25 protein-coding genes and 3 pseudogenes are annotated in these 24,947 nt (G+C 59.8%); 9 read left to right on the top strand and 19 right to left on the bottom strand.

The annotated features are described in order from the left end of the window. Nucleotides 1-48 precede the first annotated feature (48 nt). Nucleotides 49-987 carry a DMT family transporter gene (locus QOM08_RS10600; protein WP_316912938.1) on the top strand — a complete coding sequence of 313 codons (939 nt, stop codon included), beginning with the start codon at nt 49-51 and terminating at the stop codon, nt 985-987. A 125-nt stretch (nt 988-1,112) separates the two neighbouring features. Continuing rightward, the gene (locus tag QOM08_RS10605) at nt 1,113-1,745 is read left to right on the top strand and encodes a pyridoxamine 5'-phosphate oxidase family protein (RefSeq protein ID WP_139050606.1); all 633 of its coding nucleotides are present in this window, start codon (nt 1,113-1,115) and stop codon (nt 1,743-1,745) included. Nucleotides 1,746-1,803: 58 nt separating this feature from the next. Here QOM08_RS10605 and QOM08_RS10610 read toward each other — a convergent pair. Beyond that, nucleotides 1,804-2,022: pseudogene (locus tag QOM08_RS10610) on the bottom strand (NmrA/HSCARG family protein); the annotation flags it as partial. Here QOM08_RS10610 and QOM08_RS10615 point away from each other — a divergent pair. After that, a pseudogene (locus QOM08_RS10615) lies at nt 2,008-2,234 on the top strand (multidrug ABC transporter ATP-binding protein); the annotation flags it as partial. The pseudogenes QOM08_RS10610 and QOM08_RS10615 sit on opposite strands and share 15 nt — an antisense overlap. On the opposite strand, the gene QOM08_RS10620 reads toward QOM08_RS10615, so the two are convergent. The 6 genes from QOM08_RS10620 to QOM08_RS10645 all read right to left on the bottom strand — a co-directional run bounded on the left by QOM08_RS10620 (nt 2,217) and on the right by QOM08_RS10645 (nt 6,894). After that, complete coding sequence (locus QOM08_RS10620; protein WP_316912939.1) at nt 2,217-3,059, bottom strand: oxidoreductase; 843 nt, start codon at nt 3,057-3,059, stop codon at nt 2,217-2,219. The pseudogene QOM08_RS10615 and the gene QOM08_RS10620 sit on opposite strands and share 18 nt — an antisense overlap. A 62-nt stretch (nt 3,060-3,121) precedes the next feature. Beyond that, nucleotides 3,122-3,832, bottom strand: coding sequence for an SDR family NAD(P)-dependent oxidoreductase (locus tag QOM08_RS10625; RefSeq protein WP_139050604.1), 711 nt, complete (start codon nt 3,830-3,832; stop codon nt 3,122-3,124). Between the two features lie 39 nt (nt 3,833-3,871). Continuing rightward, the gene (locus QOM08_RS10630; RefSeq protein ID WP_139050603.1) at nt 3,872-4,528 is read right to left on the bottom strand and encodes a DsbA family oxidoreductase; all 657 of its coding nucleotides are present in this window, start codon (nt 4,526-4,528) and stop codon (nt 3,872-3,874) included. Beyond that, nucleotides 4,525-4,746 carry a tautomerase family protein gene (locus QOM08_RS10635; RefSeq protein ID WP_139050602.1) on the bottom strand — a complete coding sequence of 74 codons (222 nt, stop codon included), beginning with the start codon at nt 4,744-4,746 and terminating at the stop codon, nt 4,525-4,527. The genes QOM08_RS10630 and QOM08_RS10635 overlap by 4 nt, the downstream gene beginning before the upstream one ends. Before the next feature lie 300 nt (nt 4,747-5,046). Continuing rightward, nucleotides 5,047-6,255, bottom strand: a complete 1,209-nt coding sequence (locus QOM08_RS10640; protein WP_139050601.1) for an MFS transporter — start codon at nt 6,253-6,255, stop codon at nt 5,047-5,049. A 12-nt stretch (nt 6,256-6,267) separates the two neighbouring features. After that, nucleotides 6,268-6,894: an isochorismatase family cysteine hydrolase gene (locus tag QOM08_RS10645; RefSeq protein ID WP_139050600.1), complete on the bottom strand. Its 627-nt coding sequence runs from the start codon at nt 6,892-6,894 to the stop codon at nt 6,268-6,270. Nucleotides 6,895-7,116: 222 nt separating this feature from the next. On the opposite strand from QOM08_RS10645, the gene QOM08_RS10650 reads away from it, so the two are divergent. Further along, entirely contained in the window at nt 7,117-7,614 is a 498-nt protein-coding gene (locus QOM08_RS10650; protein WP_171061393.1) for a winged helix-turn-helix transcriptional regulator, read from the top strand. A gap of 236 nt (nt 7,615-7,850) precedes the next feature. On the opposite strand, the gene QOM08_RS10655 is transcribed toward QOM08_RS10650, so the two are convergent. After that, nucleotides 7,851-8,879: a D-cysteine desulfhydrase family protein gene (locus QOM08_RS10655; protein WP_316912940.1), complete on the bottom strand. Its 1,029-nt coding sequence runs from the start codon at nt 8,877-8,879 to the stop codon at nt 7,851-7,853. A 345-nt stretch (nt 8,880-9,224) separates the two neighbouring features. Between QOM08_RS10655 and QOM08_RS10660 the strand changes: the two genes are divergently transcribed. Beyond that, nucleotides 9,225-10,148 carry a LysR family transcriptional regulator gene (locus QOM08_RS10660; RefSeq protein ID WP_188252378.1) on the top strand — a complete coding sequence of 308 codons (924 nt, stop codon included), beginning with the start codon at nt 9,225-9,227 and terminating at the stop codon, nt 10,146-10,148. A gap of 61 nt (nt 10,149-10,209) precedes the next feature. Here the strand turns inward: QOM08_RS10660 and QOM08_RS10665 are convergent. Then, nucleotides 10,210-10,353: pseudogene (locus tag QOM08_RS10665) on the bottom strand (HIT family protein); the annotation flags it as partial. A 355-nt stretch (nt 10,354-10,708) separates the two neighbouring features. On the opposite strand from QOM08_RS10665, the gene QOM08_RS10670 reads away from it, so the two are divergent. Next, entirely contained in the window at nt 10,709-11,218 is a 510-nt protein-coding gene (locus tag QOM08_RS10670) for an antitoxin Xre/MbcA/ParS toxin-binding domain-containing protein (RefSeq protein ID WP_139050597.1), read from the top strand. Continuing rightward, the gene (locus tag QOM08_RS10675) at nt 11,215-11,703 is read left to right on the top strand and encodes an RES family NAD+ phosphorylase (RefSeq protein ID WP_139050596.1); all 489 of its coding nucleotides are present in this window, start codon (nt 11,215-11,217) and stop codon (nt 11,701-11,703) included. The genes QOM08_RS10670 and QOM08_RS10675 overlap by 4 nt, the downstream gene beginning before the upstream one ends. A 514-nt stretch (nt 11,704-12,217) precedes the next feature. Here QOM08_RS10675 and QOM08_RS10680 read toward each other — a convergent pair. From QOM08_RS10680 to QOM08_RS10720, 9 genes are read right to left on the bottom strand one after another with little or no spacing between them, the layout of a single operon-like run. Continuing rightward, nucleotides 12,218-13,291, bottom strand: coding sequence for a chemotaxis response regulator protein-glutamate methylesterase (locus QOM08_RS10680; RefSeq protein ID WP_047227664.1), 1,074 nt, complete (start codon nt 13,289-13,291; stop codon nt 12,218-12,220). A gap of 2 nt (nt 13,292-13,293) precedes the next feature. Beyond that, nucleotides 13,294-13,791 carry a chemoreceptor glutamine deamidase CheD gene (gene cheD, locus QOM08_RS10685; protein WP_047227663.1) on the bottom strand — a complete coding sequence of 166 codons (498 nt, stop codon included), beginning with the start codon at nt 13,789-13,791 and terminating at the stop codon, nt 13,294-13,296. Beyond that, nucleotides 13,788-14,624 carry a CheR family methyltransferase gene (locus QOM08_RS10690; protein WP_047227662.1) on the bottom strand — a complete coding sequence of 279 codons (837 nt, stop codon included), beginning with the start codon at nt 14,622-14,624 and terminating at the stop codon, nt 13,788-13,790. The genes cheD and QOM08_RS10690 overlap by 4 nt, the downstream gene beginning before the upstream one ends. Then, entirely contained in the window at nt 14,621-15,157 is a 537-nt protein-coding gene (locus tag QOM08_RS10695; RefSeq protein WP_047227661.1) for a chemotaxis protein CheW, read from the bottom strand. Before QOM08_RS10695 ends, QOM08_RS10690 begins: the two co-directional genes overlap by 4 nt. Before the next feature lie 40 nt (nt 15,158-15,197). Beyond that, on the bottom strand, nt 15,198-16,856 hold the full coding sequence (locus QOM08_RS10700; protein ID WP_316912941.1) for a methyl-accepting chemotaxis protein: 1,659 nt from the start codon (nt 16,854-16,856) through the stop codon (nt 15,198-15,200). Nucleotides 16,857-16,889: 33 nt separating this feature from the next. After that, nucleotides 16,890-18,989, bottom strand: a complete 2,100-nt coding sequence (locus QOM08_RS10705; RefSeq protein ID WP_316912942.1) for a chemotaxis protein CheA — start codon at nt 18,987-18,989, stop codon at nt 16,890-16,892. A 39-nt stretch (nt 18,990-19,028) separates the two neighbouring features. Further along, complete coding sequence (locus QOM08_RS10710; RefSeq protein WP_047227659.1) at nt 19,029-19,313, bottom strand: lipid asymmetry maintenance protein MlaB; 285 nt, start codon at nt 19,311-19,313, stop codon at nt 19,029-19,031. 15 nt (nt 19,314-19,328) lie between these two features. Then, the gene (locus tag QOM08_RS10715; protein WP_047227658.1) at nt 19,329-19,697 is read right to left on the bottom strand and encodes a response regulator; all 369 of its coding nucleotides are present in this window, start codon (nt 19,695-19,697) and stop codon (nt 19,329-19,331) included. Nucleotides 19,698-19,708: 11 nt separating this feature from the next. Further along, a complete protein-coding gene (locus tag QOM08_RS10720; RefSeq protein WP_107322759.1) occupies nt 19,709-20,926 on the bottom strand; it encodes a methyl-accepting chemotaxis protein in 1,218 nt (405 codons plus the stop codon). A 301-nt stretch (nt 20,927-21,227) separates the two neighbouring features. Between QOM08_RS10720 and QOM08_RS10725 the strand changes: the two genes are divergently transcribed. Both QOM08_RS10725 and QOM08_RS10730 read left to right on the top strand, forming a co-directional pair. Beyond that, nucleotides 21,228-22,574, top strand: coding sequence for an MATE family efflux transporter (locus tag QOM08_RS10725; protein WP_047227656.1), 1,347 nt, complete (start codon nt 21,228-21,230; stop codon nt 22,572-22,574). Nucleotides 22,575-22,758: 184 nt separating this feature from the next. Continuing rightward, on the top strand, nt 22,759-23,427 hold the full coding sequence (locus QOM08_RS10730; protein ID WP_310662982.1) for an HAD-IA family hydrolase: 669 nt from the start codon (nt 22,759-22,761) through the stop codon (nt 23,425-23,427). Between the two features lie 133 nt (nt 23,428-23,560). Here the strand turns inward: QOM08_RS10730 and ppnN are convergent, their stop codons facing one another. Beyond that, a complete protein-coding gene (gene ppnN / locus QOM08_RS10735; protein WP_047227654.1) occupies nt 23,561-24,934 on the bottom strand; it encodes a nucleotide 5'-monophosphate nucleosidase PpnN in 1,374 nt (457 codons plus the stop codon). Nucleotides 24,935-24,947: the final 13 nt, after the last annotated feature.

Raw genomic sequence — 24,947 nt, forward strand, 5'->3', positions numbered from 1 at the left:
ATACTTCGAGGCAAATCGGCAGACGCTCAATGGGGCAGGGACTTCTAAATGGAAACGCGTTGTGTGTCGTTCGACGGTTCCTCCAGCAAACCCGGTGCGAGAATTATCCTCGCGACGACGTTCGTGATTTTTTGCTGGGCCTATTCTCCGATTGGCATTCGCATCGGCTTGCAGGCTTACGAGCCGGGTCACTTGGCGCTGATGCGGTTTCTCATCGCTTCGGTGTTCATGGCCCTGGTCGCGATGGTCAAGGGTATTTCCCGGCCGCGTCTCAGGGACCTGCCATTGCTGGCGGTGCTGGGTTTCTTCGCTGTGAGCTTGCACCACATTGCGCTCAATTACGGTCAGCGTGGTGTCAGTGCCGGGGCCGCCAGTGTGCTCGCCCAGTCCACGCCTTTGTTCAGCGCTTTACTCGCACATTTTTTCTACAAGGACAGAGTCAGTGGTTGGCAGTGGGGGTGCGTAGTGTGCGGCTTGTTTGGCGCTGCCGTGGTCGTCACGGGGGATCGTGGCTTGGGTGATATGAACGCCCATGGACTATTGATCCTGCTGGCGGCGCTGTCCTGGAGTCTGTATTTCTCTCTCCAGAAACGTCATGCCTATCGATACGATGGATTGACCATGGTTTGCTACACCGTCTGGTCGGGCACAGTCCTGCTATTTATTTTCGCGCCGGGACTGCTAATTGACGCACAACACGCTTCTGTTTCGGTGAATCTGGCGGTGCTGATATTGGGTATTTTTCCCAGCGCGCTGGCGTACCTCGCATGGGCTTACGTGCTGGCGCATAGCAATGTAAGCCGCGCCTCCATGGCGCTTTACCTGATACCGCCCACCGCGATGTTGATGGCTTCTTTGGTGCTGGCCGAGCGCCCGTCAGTGATGGTGGTGGTTGGGGCGGTTATCGTGTTGGTGAGTGTGTTTGCGTTAAATCTAGAGCCGGTAAAAGCTGCCGTTCCGATTGCAAGCTCTAAACCCAGGGCATAACCGAGCGATGAATAATCCAGCAAACCTGCTCCTGGCCAAACCTACCGCTGCTCACTTGGTCAGAACGGGTGAGCTGGAAGCGATCAACTGAATGTGATTTTTAGACATCTACAAAGGAGATGAGCATGGAACGCGACAACGACAGCAGCGCCTACATCACGACCACACAAGCGCTGGAAAGCCTTTACGGCCCCGTCGCGGCGCCCTCGATCCTCAAGGAAGTCGATCATATCCATCCGGTTTACCAGCCCTTCATAGAGGCTGCCTCCTTTGTGATCCTCGCTTCCTCAGGCCCCGGAGGGCTGGATGCCTCACCGAGGGGCGACGCGACCGGGTTCGTTCATGTCCACGACAGCAAGACCCTGTATTTACCCGACCGCCGCGGCAACAACCGCATCGATTCGCTGCGCAACATCGTTGAGGACCCCCGGGTTGCGCTGCTCTTTCTCGTGCCTGGCATAGGGGAAACCTTGCGCGTGAACGGCACAGCCAGGATATCGGTCGAGCCAGCACTGCTGGCTCGGTTCGCGGTAAATGGGCAGCTTCCTCGAACGGTGCTGGAGATCACCGTAGCCAGCGTTTATTTCCAGTGCAGCAGGGCTGTGATCAGGGCGGGGCTGTGGGATGTGACGCGGCAGATCGAACGCAGCGCACTGCCCACGGCAGGCGAGGTATTCAAACGTATCTGCCCCTCGAAAGTAGATGGCGACGCTTACGACAAGGCCCTGTCAGGGCGCATTGCGAGCACACTTTACTGAGGAGTTCGCCGCGCCAGGGGGCAATTGGCTAATCCACCCCCTTTTTTGCCGTAGCCGCTTAAACCCCGGCAACGGCCTCGCGCACGAAGTCTTCATAGGTGCGTAGCGGGTGGCCGATGAGGGTCTGGAGCCTGTCAGGTCGCAATAACTCCGCCACGGCGACGTCAGCGATGTCGCGTGCATCAATCATCGACACTCCCGCCGAACCGATTGGCATCGGGTAGAACGAGAGGTTCTGAATCGCTTGTTGGACCATGGGCTCGTTCTGCATGAAGTAGCCCCGATCCTGCTGCTTGACGAGGCCACCAGTGCGTGGGGTTCAGAGGTCGAAGTAGCCATCCAGGAAAGCCTCGATGAAATGGCAAGACCCTGATCGCCATCGCCCATCGGCTGTCCACGATTGCGGCGATGGACATGCTCATCGTCATGGACGATGGACGCATCGTCGAACAAGGCACCCGCACCGAATTGTCAGTCAAAGTCAGTTGATTCTGAAAGACGCTCCCAGGCGGCTATTTCCGTTTGAAGACGCGCGATTTTTTCGCGCACCAGTCTCAACGCATCCTGACCGAGCAATAGATGAATGGGAGGCTTCTCAGCAGCCACCAGAGCCAATAAGGCCTGCGCCGCCTTGTGCGGATCGCCCGTCTGTTTGCCACTTTTCTCTTCACGCGTCTTGCGAAGCGGATCGAACACAGAGTCGTAGTCACTCAAGGTGCGAACTGAACGGATCATCGAGCGCCCCGCCCATTCGGTACGAAACGAGCCTGGGGCCATGGCAGTCACATGGATACCCAAGTGTTCCACTTCTTTGGCCAGTGCTTCGCTGATGCCTTCAAGGGCGAATTTGCTACCGCTGTAGTAGGCGATGCCCGGTAAGGTGATAAAACCGGCCATGGAGGTGATGTTGACAATATGTCCGTTGCGCCGCTCACGCATACCTGGCAGAACCGCCTTGATCATTGCCACCGCGCCGAACACGTTGGTGGCGAACTGGCGTTGCATCTCCGTTAGCGGTGACTCCTCAAGAATTCCCTCATGGCCATAACCCGCGTTGTTCACCAACACGTCTATCCGGCCCACATTTCCTAGGATCTCAGCCACCAGCGGCTCTATCGCCTGGTAATCGGTGACGTCGAGCACGACGGCCTTGGCGCGATCGGTGTCTAGCGCTTCGAACGCAGTACGCTCGGACTCACGCCGTACCGTACCAACCACAGTATGTCCCGCTGCTAGCACTGCTTGAGAAAAGGCCAGGCCGAAGCCTGAACTCACCCCGGTGATCAGAATAATCTTGTGAACGTGGGTGTTCATGGTGCGCTCTCTGAGGAAAACGCCGTCGGTATTGATCGACGGCGGTGCGAATAGGTCAGTCTTCAGTGCCCCGCGCTCTGACCGCCATCGACGTGGAGGATTTCACCCGTAACAAAGTTGGCGCTCTCTAGATACACTACCGCCTGCGCAATGTCGCTGATCTCGCCCATGTGTCCGATCGGGTGCAAACTTCCAAGTGCGTCGTGGGTTTCTTCGCCGTGCATCGGTGTTTTGATGATGCCTGGGGAGACCGCGTTCACCCGGATGCCGCGCTTGGCGTATTCGATGGCCAGGGATTTGGTCGCCGCGTTCAGCCCACCTTTGGTCAGCGAAGCCAGGACCGACGGTACACCGTCGATGGCATGATCGACCAAGCTGGTGGTGATGTTGACGATGTGCCCTTTGCCTTGTTTCTCCATCTCGGTGATCGCGAGTTGGCTGATATAGAAGAAGCCGTTCAGATTCACCGCCAGCACATTGGCGTAGTCTTCAGCGCTATAAGAGGTGAACGGTTTGGCAATGAATATACCGGCATTATTGACCAGAGTGTCGATGCGGCCAAAACGTGCAATCGTTTCACTGATGACTTGTTGAGCAACAGCCGGGTCGCTGATGTCGCCCGCCACGGTGAGGATGTCAGGGTCGGTGGAGGGTTTGATTGAGCGCGAGGTGGCAACCACCCGATAATCGAGATCACGGAAGGCCTTAGCTATACCCGCGCCGAGACCTTGAGATGCGCCAGTAATAACAATGACTTTTTTCGAATTGCCCATGATGGACCTCTACTAGATATATGGGTTGAAAGGGACTAATCAGGCTTGGGCGGGTGCCTGCGCCATGTGTCTCAGAATTTTTTCGTAGTCCTCGATCGATTGCGCGCCGGACACCAGCTGACGACCGTCGAGGATCATGGCCGGAACCGAAGTGATGCCGCGCTGGCGGTAAAACTTTTCAAGCTCAAGCACCTCCTTGGCAAACACTTCTGACGCCAATACCTCAAGTGCACGGGCCGAATTCAACCCCGCGTTAGCGGCTAGACGCACCAGCGTCTGACGATCGCTTGGGTTCTGACCGTCGGTGAAATAAGCAGCAAACAGGACCTTCTTGAGCTCGATCTGCCGCCCCTCCTGCAACGCCCAGTACAACAATCGGTGAGCATCGAAGGTGTTGTAGAAGTGGCTACGCTTCTCCAGATCGAACCGGAATCCAATGGCCTGACCGCGGGCAATCACCATCTGGTTTCTCGCTGTGACTTCCTCAGCACTGCGTCCGTATTTACGTATCATGTGCTGGACCGCGTCCTCGCCTTCGGCCGGCATGTCCGGGTTTAACTCGAAAGGCTTGTAGGTCAGTTTCACCGACACTTCACCTGCCACGTTTTTGATCGCTTGCTCCAGTGCCGTTGCGCCCAGTGCGCACCAAGGACAGACCACGTCAGAGACGAAATCGATGCTGACGGTGGAAGTCATGACTTAACCTCCGCTTCAACTAGTTGCTTTCGGTATTGGGTGGTGGTGATGCCTGCGTAACCCCAGTTATCGGTGTCGACTTCTTCAATCACGATATGGGTCAGGTCAGGGCGTTTGTTAAGGACGCGCTCCAGTGTTTCTGTGATTTCGGCAATCACCTGAGCTTTCTGCTCGGAAGTGATGCCGTCGCGGGTAATGCGGACGCTGACGAAAGGCATAACTACTCTCCAGTGGCCGCCCATCAACAGGATGGGCTAGGCGATGGATTGCAATGTAAGCCTTAACTATTTCGCAATAAATGCGTGTTATAGAATATAACTAGTAACATGATGTAATGAGTTTGAATGAGAGCCTGTCCGAAATGCTTGCCAGGTTCGTCAGCGCATATTCGGCAAGCAACTCGGTATGTGAATCGGCATTAGTAAGGGCGGTCGCGCCGTCGTCCGGCGTGGGATCCCAGAGAGTGCGATACCGTTGCCGCCTGTCCTTTTGTTTTAAGCGCATAGTGAGCAGTTGGCTTATGAGCGAGCCTCTGCGGGCGTTGAGCTCGGCTCACGGGGAGAAAGAACATTGATCACCGTGGCCCCAAGAGCAAGCAAGGTGCCAACTACGGCAAGACCTATCCAGCCAGACTGGTGCACTCCGTAGTTCCCTAGTGCAGCACCGACGGCTCCACCCAGGAAGTACGCTCCCATGAACACGGTATTGAGTCGGCTTCGGGCCTCAGGGCGTAAGGTGAATACGCGTGCCTGGTTGGCAATCAGGCCGGCACGATTGCCAAAGTCGAGCAGCACCATGCCGACGATCAGGGAGCCGAGGCTTTGTCCGCCTGCAGCGATGAACGCAAATCCCACAGTGAGGGCTACCGCCCCGGCGAGAACCATGGTACGTGCGCCCAGGCGATCAGCCAGGACACCGATACATGGCGACAGGGCAATGCCCAGCAATGCGACCAGACCAAACAAGCCGATGGTGGCAGAGTCGAACTCGTAAGGTGGCTGTGCCAGCAGCGCGGCGAGGCTGGCCCATAGCGCGCTGAACCCAGCGAACGTCATAAGCCCGCCCGCTGCGCAGTAGCGCAATACTCGTTCCTCAAGGACCAAGCTGCCCAGCGACCGCATGAGCCCGGCATATGGGATAGCGGTCAAGTTCGCGGTAGCGGGCAGGCTCCTGGCAACAATTATCAGCAGTAGTACATCGGTGAGCGAAGCCATTATGAAGACGACTCGCCATCCGGTGTATGCACCGACTACCCCTCCTATTGTGCGTGCCAGCAGAAGGCCTGCCGAGAGACCACTGAGCAGGCCGCCGACTATCCGCCCGCGTTCAGTCAGTGTGGCCAATCCCGAGAGTACTGGAATGATGATCTGTGCGGTAATCGCGGTCACGCCAACCACGACGCAGCTCACGCACAGCAGCGTGAAGCTCGGCGCGGCGGCGCAGACGATCAAAGCAACGGCATTCACAGCAATGGCCAGCAGCGCGATCTGGCGTGGCTGCCGGCAATCGGCGAGTGGCACGATTAGCAGCAGGCCCGCCGCATAGCCGAGCTGTGTCAACGTGGCGATCAGGCCAGCGTGTGTTGGCGCCAAGCCAAACGACGCAGCTATCTGGGGCAGCAATGGCTGATGATAGTAGATTGTCGATACGGCAAGGGCGCAGCAGAAGGCCATCAGGGCGACAAGGCGACTGGAGATTGCTTGCGGGGCTGCGGATGAGACAGGCATGGCGTGGCCCCTTTACTGCTTTAGTAGGGCCAGTAGAAGCCCTTGGGTGTCGACGATACTGTGGGCAAAAGTCGGCCCGTTCAGTTCGTGCGCCGCGTGCATCATTTCCTTGTTGAATGCCGCTGTCGCATCGCGTACCAGAGTGACGTGATAGCCGAGCTCCATGGCGAAGCGCGCCGTCGATTCGATACAAGTGTTTGCCAGCAGACCAACAACGATCACATGCGTGATGCCTTGCTGCTTGAGCCGGAAGTCGAGGTCGGTATTGGCGAACCCACTCTGACCCCAGTGCTCCTGGATGATGATGTCGCCCTGTTGCGGTACGAAGTCGGGATGCCATTCACCGCCCCAGGTACCTTTGGCGAAGGTATGGCGTTGCTGGATCAAGCGTTGGGTCGGGTTGGGGTGATCCCAGTGATCGTAGTCGCCGACCTGCCAGCGCCGATGCGGTACGTAGAACACCTGGAAGCTGTGTTCCCGAGCGGCGGCGAGGCAGGTGCGTAGGTTGTCGAGCAGATGAACGTCATCCGCGACGCCTTTCAGCATGGGGAACAGCTTACCGCCCTCGGACAGGAAATCGTTATAGGGATCGACTAGCAGCAGGCCGGTTCGCGCAGGGGAATACACAGGATGAGTCATGGCAGTGTTCCAGTTGAAAGGATGTTGGAGTGAGAGGTTTTTTGCCTGCACGGACATCTGCTTCAATTTGCCCTTGCGGCGGCGTGAACCTCAGTATGACTCATGAGACTATGAAAAACATAGTAACAGCGGATTTATCGGTCTCATATCTGGTTTCTTGAGGCTTGGCAGGCGTGACAGTGTTACTGTGAAAAACATAGTTATAGTGGGACAAACAGCGTGATGACGATGCAGGACAAGACGAATAGTACGGTGTGCCCGGTTGCACGCTCGGTGGATGTGGTAGGTGACAAATGGACGATTCTGGTTCTTCGCGAGCTGTACATGGGCGCGACACGCTTCGAGGAAATGCAGATCCAGACCGGGGCTACGCCGCAGATGCTGACCTCGCGCCTGAAAGCGCTGGAAGCCGACGGTCTGGTCGAACGTCGGCCTTACAGCGAAAAGCCGCTGCGCTACGAATACCACCTCACCGGCAAGGGAGGGGACTTCTATCCCGTGATTTACGCGTTGCGAGCCTGGGGCGAAAAGTGGTGCAAGAATGGGGATGAGGGATTAGCAGTACGTTTCGTGCATCGCGATTGTGGTCATGACGTTGGAGTGGCCAACGTTTGCCCTCACTGTGGCGTCTCCGTGGAACGCAAGGACCTCGAAGCGTCGATAAGCAATCGCTTCCTTGGCGAACGCGAGGCTCGTTGGAAGGCCTTCAAGCGAAAGTAGCTGACCCTGGCAGACTGGCGACTATTTTGACTATACCAGCGGCTACACTTGGCAGACTTTGTTGAATAAATAGCGATCACCTGAATTCGCCATCGGCCCCATCTACGCTAGCTGCGAACGAATGTTCCGCCCGGATCTGTAGGGTTTGTATCTAACAGGCTCTCCAGATCCTCGGGGTGTAGTCGATGAAGGGCTTGGGCAGGATGACGCCAGCATGTTAACCGGGGCGATGCTTGTCAGCTGTAGGCGGTTCTATAGGCAAAGATCCCAGGTAATCCACCAGTCATGATGAACAGCAGGTTGCTGCCGGCAGAGTGATCACCACGGGTGACGGATTCCAGCAAACCCGCGAAGGCCTTGCCACCATAGACTGGGTCGATTAGCAGCCCCTCCTGGGAGGCAAGGGTTCTGGTTGCCGCCAGCATGCTATCGGTCGGGGCGCCGTAAGCACTTCCTCGTTGAGAGTCGTCGATTTGCAGCGCCTCAGTGGGCAACACCGCAGTGCTACCAAGTAGCTTCAGGACGGCCTGGGTTTTTTCCCGCGTCACGTCAAGCGTTGGCCCCACCGGGCCCAGCACGGAATAGCCCTGCACCTGGGTTGATGAGCCGGCGATAGTGAGCCCTGCCAACAGGCCTGAGTGGGTGCCGCTGCTGCCATTGGGAATAATGATCCGCTCGAACTGCAGGCCAAAGGTGTCGGCCTGCCCGAGAATCTCGGCGGCGCAAGCCGCATAGCCCAGGCTCCCGCGCGCACTGGAGCCACCGAGAGGCATTACGAAGGTCCTGCGGCCTTGGCGCTGCAATTGCTCGACCAACTCCAGCGCGTAGGGTTCGGCAGCCTCCCCCACGGGCAGTTGATGGACGCCGGCGCCGAACAGTGTATCGAGTAGCACGTTGCCGTTCAGTCGGTAGTCTTCATCGTCGCGGATTGGCGATTGGGTCAGAATCAGCTCGCAGGCGAGGCCGTGGCGGGCGGCGACTGCAGCGGTCAGTCGGGCATGATTGGATTGCAGCCCGCCCCAGGTCACCAAGGTATCTGCTCCAGCAGCGATCGCCTCACCTAGCAGAAACTCGAGCTTGCGCAGTTTGTTGCCACCACCGCCCAATCCGGTGAGGTCGTCTCGTTTTACGTAGAGGTTGCACCCCCTCATCGTTGGCAGGGCACTGAGCCGTGACAGTTTCTGGATCGGGGTTGCGCTTTCCAGCAGAGCGATTCGCGGATAGGCAGACAGAGCCGTTCGTAAGTGTTCAATGTCGAGTCGCATGTGAGCATTCCTCGCAGGTAGCAAAAGAGAAGTACCGCAGCCGTAACGGCCTTCGGGAAGGACTCGTCAGACTCGGGAAACCCGGTAATTTCTGATCGTTTTCACGTCCGCATTGGTTCAGCGGCATGTGCGAGGTGGCGTTGCAGACCCTTGCCGCTGGCCCAGCGAGACAATGCACCATATTCGCAAGAAGCTTGATCTGCACCTGCCCACCAGTCGAAACAACTCATGCCATGAGGCCGACTCCGGCAAGTACCTGTTCGTCGTAGTTGGAGGAACTATATTTGTACTAGGAGTTTAGATAAATGTAGGATTTTACACTTCAGTTGATACTTGGTGTAACTAATGGTCAAGCGCCACTTTGATGACCTTCAGCTTGGCAGCATCGAGCTTTTTTGCCTCGCCGCTGAAGAGGGGAGTTTTACTGCAGCAGCGCTTTGCGCTGGCGTCACCCCAGCGGCGGTGAGTCGTTCGATATCGCGGATGGAAGAGCGTCTTGCGACACGTCTGTTCGTGCGAACGACGCGCAGTATTAGATTGACGGAAAGCGGTCGTGCTTACTTTGAGCAGTGTCGCGAGGCGTTGGCCCAATTGGTGGAGGCTGAGCGTGAAGTGATGGGCAAACAGCTCGAACCGACGGGAGAGTTGCGCATCAGCATTCCTACAACCTACGGCCACCACCGAATCCTCCCGTTGTTGCCGCGTTTCAGGGAGCGTCACCCGGGAGTGAACATCGACATCCACCTGAGCAACAGAAATATAGATTTCGTGGGGGAGGGCTATGATCTGGCAATTCGGGTGCGAGCTCAGCCCGACTCTACGCTCATTGCGCGCCATCTTGAAGATGCCCGGTTGGTCGTGGTGGCAACACCGGAGTATCTGACTCGGAATGGTATCCCGTCGAGCCTGGAAGACCTCGAGAACTGCGAGTGCATCCAGTTCGAATTGCCCAGTAGTGGCCGGCGTATTCCTTGGCTATTTAGCGAGAATGGCAAGGAACGCGAGATCCTGGCCACCGGTAATTATTGTTGCTCCGACGATGTTCTCGGCGGCGTGACCTTGGCCAAGAACGGCGCAGGCCTGTTCCAGACCTATCGCTTTATCGTCGAGCGAGAACTGGAGGAGGGCAGTCTAGTCGAGGTTCTCCAGGTGTTCGGTGGTCGGTCCCGACCCTTTACTCTGCTGTATCCGCACGGTCGTCACGTTCCGCTGCGCGTGCGTGCCTTTATCGATTTCCTGATGGAGTGCAAGAACCAATGGAATGTTTGACTACTGGCAAAGGAGAGGGTTATGGAGAAGTGGACGCTGCACTGACTGGATGCCTCGGGGAGCTCAGCTCTGCGCCATCGGCCAATGTTAGGGCATTCTCTTGAGTGCCAAACGTCTCCTGCAGCCTATACCGCGCATCTTTCCAAAACAGTTCCTCGACCCAGTCGTAAACCGGGATGAAATGGAAGTGGATGGGGTAGCGGGGATCGGGGCAGCGAACGGGGCAAAAGCCAGCTGATTCTGTAGTGGTTGTAGGCAATGACGTCGGATGTTGTCGCCGCATGGGCCGTCATTGAATAGCGTCTTACGACCAATGATCACGTTGGGATAAATCGAGGAAGTCTCTGACAACTTTTTAGGGTTGGCCTTGGGAAGCACCGCACTTACGATCTGACGTTGTCGCTGCGCTCGGTGTGGAATCCGGCACGCTCAGCTTCGTTTTATATCGTGAGGACAGATCGATGCCTGAAACCTTATACGCAAAGGCTGACAAACGGAGTTTTCGCTGTGACGACATTTGGCGCTATGATTGCGTCAAATGTCGCACTGAGGTCAACGTCATGTCCGAAGCCAAACAAGCAGACAAACCCGCCGTCAAATCCACGGCGAAAACTGGGGCGGGGACGAGGGTAACAGACGTCGCCAGAAAGCCAACGGAGGTGCTGCTGCATGGCCGCAAAGGTGATGAGCGCTTGCTGATCATCCGGTACACGCAAGAGGGCTTTTACCTGAGCGACGTCAAGGACATGCTTTCCACGTCCGCTCTGTACATGGAGCACGACCTGGTTCAGCGCATCACTGGAAGGTCCGTCAGAACCGTCCAGCGTCTGGCGAAGGAGACCAAGCCGATACGCCTGAACCAGCAGCAGAGTACGGTGGCTTTTCAGTATGCCCAGACCCTGGAGCACGCTACCAATGTCTTTGGTAGCCAGTCGTTGGCTGAGGACTGGCTCAAGAAACCCTGCAAATACCTGGACGGTTATGTGCCATTGGAGCTAATCGACAGTTCACTGGGTTTTCAGGTGCTGGAGGATTACCTGACCCGGATTGAGCACGGGGTTTATCAATGAATCCTCTGCCCTGGGATGGACGGTGGCACGCCTGGCGTCTTGACCGCGAGGTCTACAAGCAGACGTGGGACAGCGGCATTGGCGCGCAACGAACCGGTGGGCGTTGGAATCCCCCCGGGCGGCGGGTCATCTATGCTTCGGCTGACCCGTCTACGGCTATTCTGGAGGTCGCGGCCCATCTGGGATTCGACGCGTTAGACCGGGTACCTTACCTACTGACATGTTTTGAAGTGCTGGATCCGGCGCTTATCAAAGTGGTTCAGGCCGAAGACGTGCCGAACCCGAACTGGCTTGTTCCGGCTCGACCCTCGCCCAACCAGCAGCAGTTTGCTGAAGAGCTGCTGGCGCAGCATCCTTTCGTGCTGATTCCATCGGCGGTGACTCAGCATTCCTGGAATCTGCTGGTGAGCTGCGATTTGGCGGCGGATCGGTTCAGGCTTGTTTCCCAGGAGCGGTTCGGACTGGATACCCGGTTGGTTAAGTAGCAAAAAGGTTTCCCTACGAAACTCATTGGCTGTGCAATACGTCCCCAGTGGCGCAGCATTCACCGACTCTTAGTGCCTTGTATGCTGATCCGCATTTTCTCGCGACACCTGACTCTGTAATGAACCCAATCCCCACCCCAGAATACCGTTGCGGTTTGCCTGGCAGACGGCCCGTGTACTGCAAACTTTTCTATCGGGTGGGCTCATGACGAAGATGGCGATTTTTTTGGGTGGTTTTTTGGCACTGACCCTTTTGATTGGCGTGCTGGCAACGATTTCTCCGGTGTAGACACAAGCCTGCAGACAAGGTGGCCCTGTGGCAAAGGAATGCTTCAGCGGAATACTGAAGCAAACCCGGTCGCTTTTTGTGGCGAGGGGATTTATCCCCGTTGTGGGAGCAAAGCTTGCTCGCGAAGCAGGCGCCTCGGTTGCTGAAAGATTGCATCGCCTGCATCGCGGGCAAGCCTTGCTCCCACAATGAGTTCTGTGTGGATCGGGGAGCAGTCCTTAGCGCCTACCGATGCAAAATCACCTGGGCAATCTCCTGCAACCCCATCACCCGCTGCGCGGCGTTGAGTTTGATGGCTTCCTTGGGCATGCCGAAGACCACGCAGCTGGCTTCGTCCTGGGCCACGGTGCTGCTGCCGGCGTCGAGCATTTCTTTCAGGCCGCGGGCGCCGTCGTCGCCCATGCCGGTCATGATGATGCCGGTGGCGTTGCGGCCGGCGAATTTGGCTACTGAGCGAAACAGCACGTCCACCGATGGGCGGTGGCGGTTGACCAGGGGGCCATCCACCACTTGTACGTGATAGAACGCGCCGCTGCGGGTCACCATCATGTGTTTGCCGCCTGGGGCGATGAGGGCCAGGCCCGGGTGGATACGGTCGTTGTTGCGGGCTTCGCGTACTTCAATCTGGCACAGGCTGTTGAGTCGGGCGGCAAACGAGGCGGTGAATTTTTCCGGCATGTGCTGGACGATGACGATGCCTGGGCACACCCGTGGCAAGGCGGTCAGCACCGCTTCCAGGGCCTGGGTGCCGCCGGTGGACGTGCCGAGGGCGACGATGCGTTCGGTGGTCTGGGCCATGGCATGGCCGTTGGCGGCTGGCAGCATGGCATCGGCAGTGAGTTTGGTGGCTGGGGTCAGCGGCGCCGGGGCAGGGCGCCGGCCCAGGTTTTTGACGTTGACCTGGGCGGCGGCGCGAATGGCCGATATCAGCTCCGGTGCCGACTCCAGCAGGAAATTCTTCAGGCCGCTGGTGGGCTTGGTGATGATTTCCACCGCGCCGGCGGCCATGGCTTGCAAGGTGGTTTCGGCGCCCCTGGGCGTCAGGGACGAGCAGATCACCACCGGCGTGGGACGCTCGCTCATGATTTTCTTCAGGAAGGTGATGCCGTCCATGCGCGGCATCTCCACATCCAGCACGATCACGTCGGGCCACTCCCGGGCCAGTTTGTCCATGGCGAAAATCGGATCGGACGCCGCACCCATCACATGGATGTCCGGCGTGTCGCTGAGGATCGCCAGCAGTACCTGGCGAACCACGGCAGAGTCATCCACCAGCAGTACATTTATCTTTTTTGACATGGTTAATGCCGGGTCCTTATCGGTTGATGCCTGACCCACACGTCGCCGCTGCACAGGTCAAAGATGATGCTTCGGTAGCCGGTGCTGCCCATGTCCTGGGCGATCAGGTCCAGGCGGTACAGCGCGGCCATTTCCAGCGCTGCGTTGACGTTCATCCGCGCCACGTCGCCGAACGGCACCTGGCGTTGCAGCTCCGGGAACATTTCGCCGCCGCCGAACAGCTTGAGTTGGTAATCCTCGGGTTCGGTGCGATGGGCCTTTGCCTGGCGGACGAACAGTTCGATGGCTTCGTCGGCGTACATGCCGTTCAGCGCCGTGGAGCAGCGCGCCCGGCTGGGCAACATGTAATGGCACATGCCGCCGATCTTGCGCTCCGGATGCCACAGGGTGACGGCCACGCAAGAGCCGAGAATGGTGCGCAGGCGAGTCGGGCTGGTGGCGAAACGAAACTCGCCGGGCGCCAGATACACCTCGGGCATTTGCTTGAGCGCGGCGCTCATGGCTTGCGATAAATCGAAGGTGCCACCAGTTTCAACGCATCGGATACGCCGTTGAGGCTTTCGGAGTGGCTCACGATGAAATACCCGCCGGACTTGAGCCGCGGGAGCAATCGGGCGACCACTTTGCTTTTGGTGGGTTGGTCGAAATAGATCATGACGTTGCGCAGGAAAATGACATCGAACTCGCCCAGCTCCGGCAAGGTGTCGTTGAGGTTGACCTGGATGAAGTTGACCCGGCTGCGCAACGCCCGGTCGATGAGGAATGTGCCTTGCTGGCTGCCGGTGCCCTTCAGGCAATATTTCACCAGCAACGGTTGGGGCAGGGTACGGGCGCGTTCCATGGGGTAATGTCCGGAACGGGCCTTGGCCAGTACCTGGCTGCTGATGTCTGAACCGATGATTTCCCAAGGTGTGGTGCCCAGCCCTTCGGCCAGGGTCATGGCCAGGCTGTAGGGCTCTTCACCCGAGGAACTGGCGGCGCTCCACAGGCGGAAGGTTTTACCCGGCGTTGCATGGGGCAGCACATGTTCGCGCAGGAAATCGAAGTGCTTGGGCTCGCGGAAAAAGTAGGTTTCGTTGGTGGTGAGCAGGTCCAGCGCCACCTGCAATTCCTCGGTGCGCTGGCCGCTCATGATCAGCTTGAAATACTCGCCATAACTGCCCAGCTCATAGTGCTTGAGGCGCTTGAACAACCGCCCGGCCACCAGGGCCTTCTTGGCCGGTGACAGGTTGATGCCCGCGGCTTGATACAGCCAGGCTTGAAACTGGCTGAACTCACGGTCATTGAGCGCCAATGAGTTCACAGTGCGTTCCTTGCAGGTGTCTGCGTTCATTGGTTTTCAGCTTCCAGCGCGGCAGGGCTGGCCTGGGCCAGTTGCGACATTTCATCGATGGACAGCACTCGGTCCACCTCCAGTACGATCACGAACTTACCGTCGACCTTGGCCATGCCGCTGATGAAATCGGCGCGGATCTTCGCCCCGAAACTCGGTGGCGGTTCGATCTGCGAAGCCGGGATCTCCAGCACCGCCGACACCGTGTCCACCAGCAGGCCGATGTCCTGGGCGGGGCCGTCCTCGGTGTTGGCCTCGATGATCACCACGCACGAACGCCGGGTGATCGCCGAGTTCTGTCGGCCGAACCGGGCCGACAGGTCCACCACCGGCACGACCGCGCCGCGCAGGTTGATCACCCCGCGTACGAAGGCCGGCATCATCGGCACCACCGTCAGGTTGCCGTACTCGATGATTTCTTTGATGCACAGGATGCCGATGGCAAACATCTCCGTGCCGAGCATAAACGTCAGGTATTGCGCTTCTTCCTCAACCGCGATGGCGGCTTGACGTGTGGTCGCGATGGCGCCCATGCCTTTTCTCCTTTTAAGCGAAGCCCGTAGGGCCGGACCGTCAGAACCGGGTGAATTCGGATTCGTCTGGCGCGCTGGCCATGTTGTAGGCAAATGCCTTGGGCATCACCGCCGCGGGCGCACGGGCTGTCTTGCGACTGGACGGGCCGGGCGTGTTGTCCACCTTCAGTGGCTGGCTGGCCGATTTGGCCGGCGCGTCCAGGGTGAAGAAGCTCATGGCCTGTTGCAGCTGTTCGGCCTGGCTGCTCATTTCTTCTGCGGTGGCGGCCAATTCTTCGCTGCTGGAAGCATTCTGCTGGGTCACCTGGTTGAGCTGGGTCATGGCTGTGTTGATCTGCGCCACGCCGGCGGCCTGTTCTTCGGAAGCGGCGCTGATTTCCTGCACCAGGTCCGAGGTCTTGTTGATGGACGGGACCATTTCGTTCAGCAGGTGCCCGGCTTTCTCAGCCATGTCGACGCTGCTGGACGACAGCTCGCCGATCTCCTGGGCCGCCACCTGGCTGCGTTCAGCCAGTTTGCGCACCTCGGCGGCGACGACCGCGAAGCCTTTGCCATGCTCACCGGCGCGGGCCGCTTCGATTGCAGCGTTGAGCGCCAGCAGGTTGGTCTGGTAGGCGATGTCATCGATGATGCTGATGCGTTGGGCGATTTTCTTCATCGCCACCACGGTCTGCTGCACCGATTCACCGCCGTCGGTGGCTTCCTTGGCGGCCTTGCTGGCCATGCCGTCGGTGACCTTGGCGTTTTCGGTGTTCTGGTTGATGCTGGCGCTCATCTGTTCGATGGAGGCGCTGGTTTCTTCGACGCTGGCCGCCTGCTCGCTGGTGGCCTGGCTCATGGATTGCGCGGTGGCGCTGACTTCTTCGGAGGCGCTGGCCAGGTTGTCGGCGGCGTTGCGCACTTCACCGATGATATGGGACAGCTTGCCCACCATGTTTTGCATGGCGTTGAGCACCATGCCGGTTTCGTCCTTGGAGCCGCTTTCGATTTTCGCGTTCAGGTTGCCTTCGGCCAGTTGCTCGGCAACCAAGGCCGCCTGTTTCAGGGGACGGGAAATGATCCGGGAAATGAACAGCGCCAGGCCCAGGCCCACCAGCAGGGCGGCAACCAGCACGGCAATGATCGACAGGCGCGCATCCTCATACAGTTCCGTACCATGGGCGCTGGCCACGTCGGCCCCGGCGGCATTGAGCTCGACCAGTTTCTGCAGGTCGGCGGTCACCAGATCGAAATGACGTTTGGATTCGCCCTTGAGCAACGTCTGGGCTTCGTTGAGCAGATTTTGTCGGGACAGTGCGAACAGGTCCTTGCTGACGGCCAGGTACGCGGCCCAGTCACTGCGGGCGGTGTCGAACAGCTGGCGATCTTCGGCATTGGAGATCAGTTTTTCATAGGTCGCCAGGCGCGTTTCGAAACCCTGTTTGGCTTCGTCCGCTTCTTGCTCGATGGCCGTGCGCTCCTGCTCGGAGTCGGCGGTAATGTGGCGATTTTCCTTGAGGCGATAGTTCGCCGCGTAGAAACGCATGCCCGAGGCGGCGCGCATCGAAGTCATCCAGTTTTCGCGGATATCGATGGTTGTGCCGTTGACCTCGTTGAGTTGGACAATCGAGAACACCCCCATGACGGCGGTCAACGCGAGCACCACCAGAAACGAGGTGATCAGTTTGGTGGCGATTCTAAGATCGTAGAACCATTTCATTGGGAAGTACCTCTCCATGGAATTGCTAAAGCGTCAGCGAGCAGTGGCTTGTTGTGATTGAGTCGAGGTGTAGCGGTTGTCTATTTGGGCGATCTGCGTGAGCAGCGCCGGCACGTCGAGAATCAATGCCACGGCGCCGCTGCCCAGAATCGTCGAGCCGCTGATGCCGCGCAGCGCGCCGAACAACTTGCCCAAGGGTTTGATCACGGTCTGGAATTCACCGAGCAGGTCATCCACCACCAGCCCGGCCTTGAGTTCGGCGTAGCGCACCACCACTACGTTCTGCCGGCGCGAGGCCGGGCCTTCGTGGTTGAAGTGATCGCGCAGGTACACCAGCGGCAGCACTTCGCCGCGCAGGTCGAGGTAACCTTGTTCGCGGCTGCAAACCCCGTCGTCCTCGCTCAGCTCGATGCATTCCTGAACCATGTCCAGGGGAATGACGTACGTGGACTGGCCGATGCCCACCAGAAAGCCATTGATGATCGCCAGCGTCAGTGGCAGGCGAATGCGCACCACGGTGCCCTGGCCCGGTTGGCTGTCCAGGTCGACAGTGCCGCGCAGCAAGGTAATGTTGCGCTTGACCACATCCATGCCGACGCCACGCCCGGAAAGGTTGGTGACGGCCTGGGCGGTGGAGAAACCCGGCTCGAAGATCAGGTTGTAGATTTCCTGGTCGGTAGGGCTGGCGCCGGGGGCGACCAGGCCGCGTTCCTGGGCTTTTTCCAGGATCCGGTCACGGTTCAGGCCGGCGCCGTCGTCGGCGATTTCCAGCACGATGCTGCCTGAGTCGTGGTAGGCATTGAGGTGCAGATGACCTTTGGCCGGTTTACCGGCCGCCAGCCGCGCCTCGGCGGTTTCGATGCCGTGGTCCATGGCGTTGCGCAACAGGTGCATGAGCGGGTCACCGATTTTTTCCACCACGGTTTTATCCAGCTCGGTCTCCGCACCGCTGATGATCAGGTCGATGTCCTTGCCCAATTCCTGGCTGACATCGCGCACCACCCGGCGGAACCGGTTGAAGGTTTCACCGATGGGGATCATGCGCAGACGCAAGGCGCCGTCGAGAATCTCTTCCACCAGGCCGGACACCGTTGAAGTCGATTCCTGCAACGAGTCGTCGTTGCAGTGGCGGGCCAGCAGGCTGGCGCCGGCGCTGGCGATGACCAGTTCGCCCACCAGGTTGATCAACTCGTCGAGCTTGTCGGCGTTGACCCGCACATAGGCGCCGTCCTTGGCCTTGCCGTCGCTGGTTGCCGGTTGCTTGTCGGGCGTGACCTGAGCGGGCATGCGCGCAGCCGAACGCTGGTCCGGCATCAGTTCGCCGGTGGTGACCATTGCCGTGTTGGGGTCAGCCTGCTCTTGAGTGGTGGCAACCAGCCCGGTGTTCATCTGCGGCACGGGGTCATCAATGGCGACGATCTGGATCTGGCAATCTTCGCGCACGAAATCGAAGACTTCGTTGATCGCCCCGTGGCCGGCAGCCGAACTGAACTCAATGTCGAACCCCAGGTAGCAGGACTCGGCATCCCAGGTTTCGGCCGAGGGCATTGCGTCGGTCAGCGTGGTGATGTGGATGATCTCACCGAGGGTTTGCAGGTAACGCAGAAATGACAGCGGGTCCATGCCGTTGCGGAACACCTCCGGGCCAAAACGCAGGGCAATATGCCAGAGGCGCGTTTCGGCGGGCGCTTGTGTGTCGCTTGCTTCGGCGGGCTTCGGGGCTTCGGCAGGCGAGGGCGCCTGATATTCCTGAAGGATCTGGCACAGCTCCATTTCCCGGGCCAGGGCCGGGGGCGCCAGTTTCGCGCCCTGGTTGGCCACCACATTGATCAGCTCCAGCATGTGATCACTGGACTTGAGCAGCACGGCGATCAGGCCGGCGTCCACTTCGACGCTGCCATTGCGCAACCGATCGAGCACGTCTTCGACGATGTGGGTGAAACTGACGATGGGTTCCAGGCCGAACAGCCCGGCCGAGCCCTTGATCGTATGGGCCGCCCGGAAGATCGCGCCAATAGCATCATCGTCGCCCGGGTCGCTTTCCAGTTGCAGCAGGGACTCTTCCATCGCCTGCAACTGTTCCCGTGCCTCGACGATGAACGTTTGTTGTGCCTGATCGAGATTGATGCTCACGCTCATATCCTTTGTCGTGTCCGACGTGTTGCGAGGTCTCTATACAACCAGGTTGCACAGGGCGAGTGTTTCCGTGACGGCCTTGCTGTGGCCCGTTATCTCCAGGCGGGTACCGGCCTTGGGAGCCTCGCGCTGGACCATCATCAGCAGTTGCAGGCCGGCGCCGTCCATTTCTGTGATCTGCGACAGATCCAGCGCCATGCGCGGCGTCGCCCCCAGGCGCGGCAGCAACTGCGCGGCGAGGTCGGCGGCGGTGTAGATCGTCAGCTCGCCGTCGATCTGCACCTGCGCGGTGTCGTCCTGTGTTTCGTACAGCAAGGGCATTTCACTCTCCGCGAATCAAGGAAGAATCAGCTTGGACACCGCTGCCAGCATCTGCGCCGGCTGGAACGGCTTGACCACCCAGGCCTTGGCACCCGCCGCCTGGCCCTCGAGTTTTTTCGACTCCTGGGATTCGGTGGTGAGCATGATGATCGGCGTGAACTTGTAGCTGGCCAGCTTCTTGACCTCCTTGACGAAGGTGATGCCGTCCATGTTCGGCATGTTCACGTCACTGATGATCAGGTGCACCTTCTGGCCATTGAGCTTGCCCAGTGCATCCTTGCCATCGCTGGCCTCGATCACGTCGTAGCCGGCACTTTTCAACGCGATGCCGACGACCTGCCGGACGCTCGCGGAGTCGTCGACAACCAATACACTTTTAGCCATGAACGGCTCTCCTAGAAGAAGGTTATTTCCTGTGAATTCTGTTGCGCGCCCGATTCGCCGTGGTGGTTGCGGCGTTGTTCTTCGGTGGCGTAAGTGGTTTCCATGCGCGCCAGCCATTGGCGGGCATCGATGGAAACGGCCTGGTCGGGCGACTGACTGGCCTGCTGCATATGCACATGCAGGTCCTCGATGTTGTCGCGCACGTGGCTGAGAATCTGGCTGACCCGATCCTGGAATTGCAGGTTGACCAGCACTTCGGTGAGCTCGTCGCGAATACCGAAGCTTTCCTGTTGCAACAGGTCGGCCGATTCGGCCAGCCGCCCGGTGACGCTCTTGAAGCGTTCCAGCACGCGCTGGATGCTGTCCTCGGAGACGGTGACCGACTGGCTGTCCTGATCCGCGCCGCTGGAGGCGGCCTGGACCAATTGAGTGATGGCGCTATTGATGATGTCGACCTTGGCCGACATCTGCTGGCCAGTCTCGCTGGACTTGCTCGACAGGCTGCGCACGGCGTCGGCCACCACCGCAAAACCGCGCCCGGCTTCGCCCGCACGGGCGGCTTCGATGGCGGCGTTGAGGGCCAGCAAGTTGGTTTGCGCGGCAATGGCCGCGACATCGGCGGCCATGGTCCGCAGCTCGCCGGTGTAGGCGGTGAGGTTGCGCACCTGGGCCAGGGTTTCATCGCGGCTGGCCTGGGTGGCTTTCAGGGAGTCGATGACCTGGACCAGCTCACCTTCGCTTTGGGCCAGCACCTGCACGGCGCCGCCACTGCTGTTGCCGGCCAGCTCACCGGCGGCCAGTTGCGAAGCTTGCACGGTATCTTCCAGGCGTGAAGAGATGCCGGTGAAGCGATTGGTCAGCGAGACGATCGCGGTTTCGGTCTGCTGCCGGGAGCTTTCCACCTGCTTGGCCCAGATCGGCATGGCACCGAGGATGACTTCGTTGAGTTGCGCGCTGGCCTTATGGTTCAAGTGGTCGGCGGCGTGTAGCGCGTGATGGGCAATGGCGGCGGCGACGGCTCTGTCGATCTGCTGGTGCTGGGCGCGGGCAGCCCACACGCCGACCCCGGCGCCAATGGCCAGGAGCACGGCACACAACCCCAGGTTTTGTGTACTTGGGCCGTTGAGAACCAACAGGCCGACGCTCGCGATCAGGGCCACAAACAAGCTGGACCAAAGGATGCGCGGCGGAGTTTGGGAATGGGAATGACCGTGTGAATACGACGTCATGGTTCGGTCCTTGAACAGTGTTGCTAACAGGTTATTTACGAATAACTGGTTATCTGCGACCCCACCCCGGACTTTAAGACCGGTCGTCCGATTCCGGTATGGCCGAGGGCGCTGACCTGCCCAGTGAGTGGCACTGTGCTATCTGAGATTAGACGCAGTCGCTGAAATGTCGAGGCGCCCTGACGAACAGATGAGTCGCCCACAATCCCTTGCGCCTTGCTCCCACAGATTCCCTCACCACCATCCGGGAATAAGCTAAATTACCCCGCATCGGATTTTGAACCTGCCATCACGAGCCCTCATGCCCACCCAGCCTCTCTGGAAAATCTACCTTCTGTTCCTGGCCCCCATGGTCCTGTCCAATTTCCTGCAATCGATGTCCGGCACGCTCAATAGCATCTACATCGGCCAGATGCTCGGCACCCAGGCATTGGCGGCGGTATCAGGCATGTTTCCCATCCTGTTTTTCTTTATCGCGCTGGTGATTGGCCTGGGCGCGGGAGCAGGGGTATTGATCGGGCAGGCTTACGGCGCCGGGGAAACCGGCACGGTGAAGGCGATTGCCGGTACCACGTTATTGCTGGCGGCGATCATCGGGCTGGTGGCGGCGGTGCTCGGCACCGTGTTCGCGCGCCAGGCGCTGCAGGGGCTGGGGACGCCGGCCGATGTGCTGGAGGACGCGGTGTCCTATGCCCGGGTGATGATGTGGATCCTGCCGATACTGCTGGTGTTCGTGGTGTTTACCCAGTTGCTGCGCGGGGTGAGCGATACGCTGTCGCCCATGCTGGCCTTGCTGGTGTCCACCAGCGTCGGGCTGCTGCTGACGCCGGCGCTGATTCGCGGCTGGCTGGGGCTGCCGCAGATGGGCATCGAGAGCGCGGCGCTGGCGGGGCTGGTGGGTACGGCGTCGGCCATGGTCATGCTCGCGTGGCGCCTGAACCGTCGCGAGCACGCCCTGGCGCCGGACCGGGCGTTGTTCGCGGCGATGCGCCTGGACATGGACATCCTCGGCAAGGTGCTGCGCATCGGCCTGCCCACGGGGTTGCAGATGGTGGTGATCTCACTGTCGGAGCTGGTGATCCTGGCGCTGGTCAATGGCCACGGGTCCCAGGCCACGGCGGCCTATGGCGCGGTGACGCAGATCGTCAATTACGTGCAGTTCCCGGCGTTGTCGATTGCCATCACCGCCTCGATCCTCGGCGCCCAGGCCATCGGTGCCGGGCGTCTGGAGCGTCTGGGGCCGATCCTGCGCACCGGGCTGTTGATCAACGTCTGGCTCACCGGTGGGCTGGTGGTCTTGGGGTATCTGTTGTCTCACTGGCTGCTGGGACTGTTCATCACCGACCCGGCGGCGCGAATCCAGGCCGAACACCTGCTGCACATCATGCTCTGGAGCCTGCTGGTCTTCGGCTTCCAGGCGGTGGTCGGCGGCATCATGCGCGCCAGCGGCACGGTGCTGATGCCGGTGGCGATTTCGATCTTCTGCATCGTCGGCGTTCAGCTGCCAGTGGCCTACCTGCTGGACGCGCAGTTCGGCCTGCAAGGGGTATGGATGGCGTTTCCGGTGGCTTACTTGAGCATGCTGGTGTTGCAGACCCTGTACTACAAGATGGTCTGGCAGCATCAGCGGATTGAGCGGTTGGTGTAGCTCTGCGCTTTCTGACACAACAAAAAACCTGTGGGAGCGAGCCTGCTCGCGATAGCGTCGGCACATTCGGCATCGATGCGCGCTGACCCACCGCCATCGCGAGCAGGCTCGCTCCCACAGGGATTCGGTGCCTGGCGATGTTACAGTGGCCGGCATTCTCCTACCGCCATCACCGAGGATCTCGATGTCTGCCCGCCCGCCCTCCAGTGTTTCCTACCGCGCCTTCCTCTTCGACATGGACGGCACGCTGCTCAATTCCATCGCCGCGGCCGAGCGGATCTGGACGCGCTGGGCCCTTCGTCACGGTGTGGAGGTGGCGAGCTTTCTGCCGACCATCCACGGCGTGCGCGCCATCGACACCATTGCCCGCCAGCGCCTGCCAGGGGTGGATGCCCTGGCCGAGGCCGAGCAGATTACCCGCGAGGAAATCGAAGACGTGGAAGGTGTGGTGCCGGTGCCGGGTGCTGCGGCATTTCTCAACAGCCTGCCGCCCCTGCAATGGGCCATCGTCACCTCGGCGCCCATGGCGCTGGCCTTGCGGCGCATGGAAGCGGCCGGCATTCCACGTCCGGCGGTGATGGTCACCGCCGAGGATGTGAGCGACGGCAAACCCAATCCGGCCTGTTATCGACTGGCAGCGGAGCGCCTGCAAGTCGCCGCCCAGGACTGCCTGGTGTTCGAGGATGCCGAAGCGGGAATCAAGGCCGGCGAGGCGGCGGGAGCGGATGTGTGGGTGGTGACGGCGACGCATACGCATCCGGTGGTCACCCCCCATCCGCTGATCAAGGATTACCGTGGGCTTGGCCTTGAGGTGGATGAGGCCGGACGGATGCGACTGAACCCGACGCTGTGATCGCAGCAGACCCCCTGTGGGAGCGAGCCTGCTCGCGATAGCGACGGCACATTCAGCATTGATGCAATCTGATCCGCCGCCATCGCGAGCAGGCTCGCTCCCACAGTTGGATCTGTGGTGATCGTTGAACCGGTCAGGTCACCACGCGATAGCACGGTTCATACGCCGCGCCGCCCGGCAGTTTCATGCGGTGCTGGGCGACGAAGGCCTGGAGCAGCCGGTCGAGGGGTTCCATGATGGCGGCATCGCCGTGGATCTCGTAAGGACCGTGTTCTTCGATCAGACGGATACCCTTGTCCTTGACGTTACCGGCCACGATCCCCGAGAACGCTCGGCGCAAGTTGGCGGCCAGTTCGTGGGCGGGCAGGTCGCGCCTCAGGCCCAGGCTGGCCATGTTGGCGTGGGTCGGGTCGAACGGACGCTGGAAGCCTTCGTCGATTTTCAGCAACCAGTTGAAGTGGAAGGCGTCGTTGCGTTCGCGGCGGAACTGTTTGACCGCCTTGAGCCCTTGGGTCATCTGCCGCGCCACTTCGGCCGGGTCGTCGATGATGATCTGGTAGTGCTTCTGCGCAGCCTCGCCCAGGGTCGCACCGACAAAGGCATGCAGTTGATCAAGGTACGGCGCGGCGCTCTTGGGCCCGGTCAGAACGACCGGGAAGGGCAGGTCCTGGTTGGCCGGGTGCATCAGGATACCCAGCAAGTAGAGGAACTCTTCCGCCGTACCGGCGCCGCCCGGGAAGATGATGATGCCGTGGCCCACGCGCACAAAAGCTTCCAGGCGCTTCTCGATGTCCGGCAGGATCACCAGCTCATTGACGATCGGGTTCGGCGCTTCGGCGGCGATGATGCCAGGCTCCGTGAGGCCCAGGTAACGGCCGCCGTGGATACGCTGTTTGGCGTGGGCGATGGTGGCGCCTTTCATCGGGCCTTTCATCACGCCCGGGCCGCAGCCGGTGCAGATGTCCAGGCTGCGCAGGCCCAGTTCGTGGCCGACTTTCTTGGTGTATTTGTATTCTTCGGTGTTGATCGAGTGGCCGCCCCAGCACACGACGATTTTTGGCTCCACCCCAGGGCGCAATGTGCGGGCGTTGCGCAGCAGGTGGAAGACGTAGTCGCTGATGCCCTGGGAGGAGCTGAGATCGATGCGCTGGCTGTCCAGTTCGTTCTCGGTGTAGACGATGTCGCGCAGGGCGCTGAACAGCATCTCGCGGGTGCTGGCGATCATTTCGCCATCGACGAAGGCGTCGGCCGGGGCGTTCAGCAGTTCCAGGCGTACGCCGCGGTCTTGCTGGTGAATACGGATCTCGAAGTCTTTGTAGGCTTCCAGAATGGTCTTGGCGTTATCGACATGGGCGCCGGTGTTGAGAATGGCCAGGGCGCACTGGCGGAAGAGGGTATAGATACTGCCGGAACCGGCTTCACTCAGTTGCTGGACTTCGCGCTGGGACAAAGTCTCCAGGCTGCCCTTCGGGCTGACCGAGGCGTTGATTACATGTCTTTGATTCATTCAGCTTTCCTTG

This window comes from Pseudomonas sp. P105 (assembly GCF_032614175.1).
Lineage (GTDB): Bacteria > Pseudomonadota > Gammaproteobacteria > Pseudomonadales > Pseudomonadaceae > Aquipseudomonas > Aquipseudomonas rhizophila.

Bases quoted from the DNA above. Each gene is read 5' to 3' on its own strand.
- QOM08_RS10710 (WP_047227659.1), bottom strand. From the start codon at position 19,313: ATGCCCTTGCTGTACGAAACACAGGACGACACCGCGCAGGTGCAGATC.
- QOM08_RS10675 (WP_139050596.1), top strand. From the start codon at position 11,215: ATGAATCCTCTGCCCTGGGATGGACGGTGGCACGCCTGGCGTCTTGAC.
- QOM08_RS10620 (WP_316912939.1), bottom strand. From the start codon at position 3,059: ATGAACACCCACGTTCACAAGATTATTCTGATCACCGGGGTGAGTTCA.
- QOM08_RS10725 (WP_047227656.1), top strand. From the start codon at position 21,228: ATGCCCACCCAGCCTCTCTGGAAAATCTACCTTCTGTTCCTGGCCCCC.
- cheD (WP_047227663.1), bottom strand. From the start codon at position 13,791: ATGAGCGCCGCGCTCAAGCAAATGCCCGAGGTGTATCTGGCGCCCGGC.
- QOM08_RS10715 (WP_047227658.1), bottom strand. From the start codon at position 19,697: ATGGCTAAAAGTGTATTGGTTGTCGACGACTCCGCGAGCGTCCGGCAG.
- QOM08_RS10605 (WP_139050606.1), top strand. From the start codon at position 1,113: ATGGAACGCGACAACGACAGCAGCGCCTACATCACGACCACACAAGCG.
- ppnN (WP_047227654.1), bottom strand. From the start codon at position 24,934: ATGAATCAAAGACATGTAATCAACGCCTCGGTCAGCCCGAAGGGCAGC.
- QOM08_RS10630 (WP_139050603.1), bottom strand. From the start codon at position 4,528: ATGACTTCCACCGTCAGCATCGATTTCGTCTCTGACGTGGTCTGTCCT.
- QOM08_RS10600 (WP_316912938.1), top strand. From the start codon at position 49: ATGGAAACGCGTTGTGTGTCGTTCGACGGTTCCTCCAGCAAACCCGGT.
- QOM08_RS10720 (WP_107322759.1), bottom strand. From the start codon at position 20,926: ATGACGTCGTATTCACACGGTCATTCCCATTCCCAAACTCCGCCGCGC.
- QOM08_RS10655 (WP_316912940.1), bottom strand. From the start codon at position 8,879: ATGCGACTCGACATTGAACACTTACGAACGGCTCTGTCTGCCTATCCG.
- QOM08_RS10640 (WP_139050601.1), bottom strand. From the start codon at position 6,255: ATGCCTGTCTCATCCGCAGCCCCGCAAGCAATCTCCAGTCGCCTTGTC.
- QOM08_RS10695 (WP_047227661.1), bottom strand. From the start codon at position 15,157: ATGGGCGCCATCGCGACCACACGTCAAGCCGCCATCGCGGTTGAGGAA.
- QOM08_RS10635 (WP_139050602.1), bottom strand. From the start codon at position 4,746: ATGCCTTTCGTCAGCGTCCGCATTACCCGCGACGGCATCACTTCCGAG.
- QOM08_RS10690 (WP_047227662.1), bottom strand. From the start codon at position 14,624: ATGAACGCAGACACCTGCAAGGAACGCACTGTGAACTCATTGGCGCTC.
- QOM08_RS10660 (WP_188252378.1), top strand. From the start codon at position 9,225: ATGGTCAAGCGCCACTTTGATGACCTTCAGCTTGGCAGCATCGAGCTT.
- QOM08_RS10625 (WP_139050604.1), bottom strand. From the start codon at position 3,832: ATGGGCAATTCGAAAAAAGTCATTGTTATTACTGGCGCATCTCAAGGT.
- QOM08_RS10680 (WP_047227664.1), bottom strand. From the start codon at position 13,291: ATGTCAAAAAAGATAAATGTACTGCTGGTGGATGACTCTGCCGTGGTT.
- QOM08_RS10700 (WP_316912941.1), bottom strand. From the start codon at position 16,856: ATGAAATGGTTCTACGATCTTAGAATCGCCACCAAACTGATCACCTCG.
- QOM08_RS10650 (WP_171061393.1), top strand. From the start codon at position 7,117: ATGACGATGCAGGACAAGACGAATAGTACGGTGTGCCCGGTTGCACGC.
- QOM08_RS10730 (WP_310662982.1), top strand. From the start codon at position 22,759: ATGTCTGCCCGCCCGCCCTCCAGTGTTTCCTACCGCGCCTTCCTCTTC.
- QOM08_RS10670 (WP_139050597.1), top strand. From the start codon at position 10,709: ATGTCCGAAGCCAAACAAGCAGACAAACCCGCCGTCAAATCCACGGCG.
- QOM08_RS10645 (WP_139050600.1), bottom strand. From the start codon at position 6,894: ATGACTCATCCTGTGTATTCCCCTGCGCGAACCGGCCTGCTGCTAGTC.